The organism is Novacetimonas maltaceti, assembly GCF_002906255.1.
GTDB lineage: Bacteria > Pseudomonadota > Alphaproteobacteria > Acetobacterales > Acetobacteraceae > Novacetimonas > Novacetimonas maltaceti.
Genome location: NZ_POTC01000092.1, coordinates 1 through 5,417, shown reverse-complemented (window position 1 = coordinate 5,417; position 5,417 = coordinate 1). Strand labels below are relative to the sequence as shown.

Annotated in this window: 5 protein-coding genes; 2 read left to right on the top strand and 3 right to left on the bottom strand. The window is 59.1% G+C overall.

The genetic code is table 11. From position 1 onward, the window contains the following. Positions 1 to 109: 109 nt before the first annotated feature. The 3 genes from KMAL_RS17730 to KMAL_RS15860 form a co-directional block, all read right to left on the bottom strand. A complete protein-coding gene (locus KMAL_RS17730) occupies positions 110 to 571 on the bottom strand; it encodes a chloride channel protein (protein WP_110096460.1) in 462 nt (153 codons plus the stop codon). An 85-nt stretch (positions 572 to 656) separates the two neighbouring features. Then, positions 657 to 1,928: a chloride channel protein gene (locus KMAL_RS15870; RefSeq protein ID WP_087609087.1), complete on the bottom strand. Its 1,272-nt coding sequence runs from the start codon at positions 1,926 to 1,928 to the stop codon at positions 657 to 659. Positions 1,929 to 2,211: 283 nt separating this feature from the next. After that, positions 2,212 to 3,183 (bottom strand): site-specific integrase, encoded by a 972-nt coding sequence (locus tag KMAL_RS15860; RefSeq protein ID WP_110096459.1) that lies wholly within the window; start codon positions 3,181 to 3,183, stop codon positions 2,212 to 2,214. A 238-nt stretch (positions 3,184 to 3,421) separates the two neighbouring features. On the opposite strand from KMAL_RS15860, the gene KMAL_RS15855 reads away from it, so the two are divergent. Next, positions 3,422 to 4,618, top strand: a complete 1,197-nt coding sequence (locus tag KMAL_RS15855; protein WP_110096458.1) for a Fic family protein — start codon at positions 3,422 to 3,424, stop codon at positions 4,616 to 4,618. 583 nt (positions 4,619 to 5,201) lie between these two features. Further along, positions 5,202 to 5,291 carry a hypothetical protein gene (locus KMAL_RS15850; protein ID WP_456306383.1) on the top strand — a complete coding sequence of 30 codons (90 nt, stop codon included), beginning with the start codon at positions 5,202 to 5,204 and terminating at the stop codon, positions 5,289 to 5,291. Positions 5,292 to 5,417 lie beyond the last annotated feature (126 nt).

The following is a 5,417-nucleotide window of genomic DNA, read 5'->3' as shown; positions in this document are numbered from 1 at the left end:
GGAAAGCCGCTCTTCAACATCAAAAAAACCAGGCTGCTTCATATCGCCATTCCCTCAATCAACGCAGAAGAAATAGAATCATACAGAAGACCTCAAAACCAGGGGGTTTTTAGAACCCTCCAGCTGCAGTCGCTCCCATCTGCACACTGGGCCCTTCACGTCCCAAGGCAAGCCCACTTCCGATCGCCAGCAGGCCACCCACGAATTTGACGGGCACCACCCGCCATGGCGCAGGCGGTGACGCACTCAACAAGACAGCTTCCACATGCGGGATGCCACTTCCTGCTGCAAGAGGGGCAAAATGACGAACGAGACCTGAAGCCAGCCATGCAGCTGCGCCAGATCCGATGATCAACAGCACGCCTTCGCAAGAAAAGCCATGCTGAAGCGACACTTCCATTCCCATATCTGTCCGGACGGCCTCCAGCCATTCCAGCAACAAGCGGAAGATACCACAGATCATACCGGCAGATGCCCCGATCACGACAGATGCTGCAGACAGGAACACCAGACTGCAGACATTTTCCGGTTTCCCTGATTGTGGAACCGGATTGGACAGAGGAAGCAACATGATTTCATATTTCTTTTCTTGTTGGTGAATCTGCCCAACAGAATGCTGATCAGCCGCTCGATCAGGAACCCAGTTCAGAATAAAATTATTTTTCCAATCTATCGTGAGATACCTGTCGCGCCATTTGCTCTGTTTTTTCCAGAAATCCCGTAGCCAGTGCCGAATAAAGCGGTCTGGGACAGACCATGCGGGATACACCGAACGACAGGAAGGCCGTGGCCAGCAGGGCTAGGGTCACCTGCTGATTGTCACATATTTCCATCACGATGATGGTTGCCGTCAGCGGTGACTGGGCAACGCCACAAAAATAGGCAGCCATACCCAGCAGTACAACGCCTCCAGGCGACGTATGAGGCAGAAACTGCTCGGCCCATCCTCCCATTCCTGCACCGATCGCAAGGGAAGGTGCAAACATGCCGCCAGGAATGCCAGAGCAGAAAGTAATCAGCATGGAGATATACTTCAGAAGAAAGAAAGACGCAGGATAATGCAGGCTTCCATCCACTATCCCACGCGCCTGCAGATAGCCCGTACCATAAGTCGCACCATCTGATGCCAGTCCGATCAGAGCCAGTAACAGGCCGCATAGCGCCACAAATACAAGAGGGAATCGACTTGAAAACCGGCCAAGAAAAGCCGGTAGACCTTTTGAAAGGCGGATGACAAGACGGGCGAAAATCCCCCCCGCCAATCCACCACTTACACCACATACCAGAACGGCCAGCCATGCGCGTCCTACCGGAATAAAAACATTCGTCCGACCAAAATATGTATAGTTCCCCAACAGGGCAATTGCTGTAATCCCCGAAAAAATAATAACAGTCAGAGTACGCCCCGACGCCTTCTGTTCAAAGGAGTGCGCCAGTTCTTCAATCGCAAACACAACACCGGCAAGAGGCGTATTGAAAGCGGCAGCCATGCCGGCAGCCCCCCCTGCGAGGATCATACCATGCCTGGTGACATCATTATGCTGCCCCATGGCACGCGAAAATGCGTGCATGATGGAAGCGCCGATCTGGACACTCGGCCCTTCACGACCGATCGAAGCACCACAGATGAGACCCAAGCATGTCATCAGGATCTTGCCCAGCGCAATGCGCAAGGTCAGGATCCGGTCCACAAGCACGAAATTATGCATATGCAGGGTTGCTATTGTCTGGGGAATTCCTGATCCCTGAGCACCATTGAACAACAGGCGTGTCAGCCAGGAAATGGCAACAAGCCCGAGCGGGGCAATCACCAGCATGGACCATGGGTTTCTGGCGACAACATGATAACGCAGCTCGGCCGCCCAATCCCCGATATGGGCAAAGATTACGGAGATAATGCCAATCAGCACGGCCCCGGTACAATACATGATGGTTCGATGCCACTTCAGGGTCCTGACCCGCGCCAGACGCCGCATCCGACGGGCCCGCCTGGAACGGGTAGTAGCTATGGAAGCCTCATTATTGTCGTTCTGGGCTACGCCGGGAGAGAATAAAGGGGACATACTGACCATGGGAAATAATTTTCAGAATTACGAAAAGTTCAGAAAACAGACCAACCACAAATTTTGCCAGAATGCACGGAAGATCTGGACGTGGTCGATCAGGAAATGGACGGACCTGGACCGGCACAGCCTCTACCTAAAATGACAGTCAAAGAAACGTCTCTCCTGCATGATCTGTAAAGAGTCCGGCCTCGCGGACATAGGCTGCGAGGACATCGGTGGAGCGGTGGCGGGAGACGTCCTTGAGCCGGAAGAGACTGGCCCCGGCCCGCGCGCCTGAGGTGAGGAAGCCTGCGCGCAGGGAATGCCCCCCGAAGCGGGCCGGGTCGTAGCCTGCGGCCTGGGCAGCGCGCTGGACCACGCGGGCCACGGTGCGGTCGCTGATCGGGCCTGCGCTGGCCTGACCGCGCACCACGTCACGGAATACGGCTCCGTCCGTAATTCCGGCCGCCTCCAGCCAGGCCTCGAGCAGGGCGACGGGCCGGATGCGGCGTCCTTCGGGAATGGCGATGCACACGCCCCGCCCCTCGGGATCGGTCTTGGTTGCCCCGAAGCGCACGGTCATGCCCTCTGGGGTGCGGTCGAGCTGGTCGCAGCGCAGCCCGGCCAGTTCCGAGCGGCGGAAGGCCCCGGCCATGCCGAAGGCCAGCAGCGCCCGGTCACGGATGGCCTTCAGGTTTGTCGCCGGCAGGGCGGCCAGCATGGCCTGCAGCACCCGGTCATCGGCAGCCTGCTTGCGGCGCGGGGCGGTGCCGGCCTGACGACGGATGCCGGCGACCACTTCGGCCAGCACGCCCGCCTGTGGCTGGGCCTGGGGCGGCACGCAGCCGGCCTGACGATGGGCAAAGGCGATGGCCGCCAGCCGGCGGCCGATCGATGACGGGCGCAGGCCACGCGCGGCCTCATGGGCAAGGAACAGTGCCACCAGCCGGGGATCGGCGGGCAGCGCGCCCTGGTCCCGGGCGTGGCACCAGGCGGTGAAGGCGGCCCAGTCGCGCCGGTAGGCCAGGCGGGTGGCGGGCGCCCGGCTGGCGCGGGCATAGGCGCGGGCCTGGGCCAGCGGCGCGGCCAGGGAAGTGTCCCTGCCGGCCGGGCCAATCCCGTTAGGATCGATAATCACGATAGGGCGGTTTCCTGCGGCTTTCGGGCTCGCCAGAGCCTAGCGCAGACCTGTCCGGTAATCCATATTACCGGACAGGTTCGGGGCGGGGAGAATTTTTCATCCACGTCACCTGTAGCCACCCGCACAATCTGGCAGAACCTTACGCAAGGGCCTACTTCTGGCTAACATGATTAAGGTTTTAACATAAATCTTAATCATGTTAGGGAAATCCGGTGTCAGGAAAAGGTTGGGCAGGATGAAGCGTGAGGATCTGGCCGGCGGGATCCGGGAATGTCTGCAGCGGCTGCCCGCCCCCTATGCCCAGCATTACGGGGTCGTGCCCCCGCCGCCGCCTGAAGCGGGCGTTATGCTGGGCGATGCCGCCGCCCGCCATGGGCAGGCCCTGTCCGCCCTGGGTGAAATCGCCGCCCTCGCCCGCACCCTGCCTGATCCGTACCTGATCAGCCGCGTCCTGAGCCGTCAGGAAGCCCTCAGCAGTTCCGCCCTGGAAGGCACCCACAGCACCCTCAATGAGCTTCTGGTGGTCGATGAGGACGACCAGGGCGCTTCCCATGCCACACGGCAGGTCCGCGACTATGCGCGAACCTTGGAGCAGTTCCTGCCACAGGCCTGTAGCGAAGGCCCGGCCTTATTCCGTCTGCCCACCGTGCTGGCGCTCCATCAGGCGGTCATGCAGCACGACCCGGCCTATCGCGGGACACCGGGCACCCTGCGCCAGGACGTGGTCTGGATCGGCGGGACAGGGCATATCGCCTATTCGACCTATAACCCGCCCCCGCCTGACCAGGTGGCAGCCTGTCTGGAGGCCTCCCTGAACTACATGCAGGCCGACGGGATGCAGCAGATGACCCAGTCCCTCATCACCCGGCTGGCCATCGCCCATGCCCATTTCGAGGCCGTGCATCCGTTCAACGACGGCAATGGCCGGGTTGTTGGCCGCCTGCTGCTGCCGCTGATGATGGCCGCTGACGGTCAGGTCCCCCTGTATCTTTCTCCCTATATCGAGGCCCACAGACAGGACTATTACGCGGCGCTCAAACGGGCCCAGCAACGGCTCGACTGGCCGCCCCTGATCGGGTTCCTGTCAGACGCCATCATCCGGACCGTCACCGAAGTGCAGGTCACCCGGCAGGCAACCCAGGCCCTGAAGGCCACATGGCGGCAGCGCCGGGCTTTCCGTAAGGGCTCGGCCGCGCTGCGCGCGCTGGACCTGCTGACCGATTATCCCGTCCTGACGGCCAGCCGCCTTGGCCATCTGCTGGACATCACGCCCCCGGCCGCCCAGACGGCCCTTGCCCAGCTCTGCCAGGTCGGGATACTGACCGAACGCACCGGCCATGCCCGCAACCGGATCTATGCCGCCGAAGACGTGCTCACGATCCTCAATCGTCCCTTCGGGGAAGAACCGGCACTGCCAGACCCATCGTCATAAAAAAACCTCGCTTCACAATATCCGTTTTGACAACTTTAATAAAAATGGCTGGAAGTCTGTCCCATTCAGACTTCCTGACAAAAACCGACATATAGCCCTTATTCTCGCATAGCTTTGCTCTGTCCCAACCTGACTATAGACTGTTTAGGTCAACCTAATTTGAATGGAAGAAATGGAAGGGAATCGCGAAACATCTCTTATTAGGCAAGGAGATCTGACAAGAAGCCGTCCAGATGGTGATGGATGCAAAGTGAATCCAGAGCGCTTGAAAGGCATCTAATATCCGCGATTAGGCAGCCATCCAGAATAGATAGTGCGCTCCAGTAGAAGGCTCTCCGAACAAGGCTCGACATCTTTATTTCGCTTTTCTCTGACAGGGGTCGGTACATAGAACGGGCACAGATATACGCTAAGGGTGGCTGCTGAGGGTATATGACGGAAAACAGATGTTTTCCGTCATTCTTTTTCTTGCCGGGAAAAGATAGCCGCCAAGATAGCAAAAACTGCACGACAAACCCTGTCGTTTTGAATTACTATGCGGAAACGCTTCTGCTGAGGTTTGTCGTACATGCTGGTCGGTTATATGCGAGTGTCCTCAGCCGACGAACGCCAGTCCCTGGATCTCCAGCGCGATGCGCTGATTGCGGCTGGCGTCGATGCACGCCACATCTAGGGGTCGTTTGCGGGAGGGGGCGAAATCCTACGCTAAGCTGAGAACGCGCTTCCCATAATCCCTGAGCTCGCCCTTCGGTCCGACATATCTGTATAGAGTGACGCGCTCGATCCCGAGTTCCTTGCA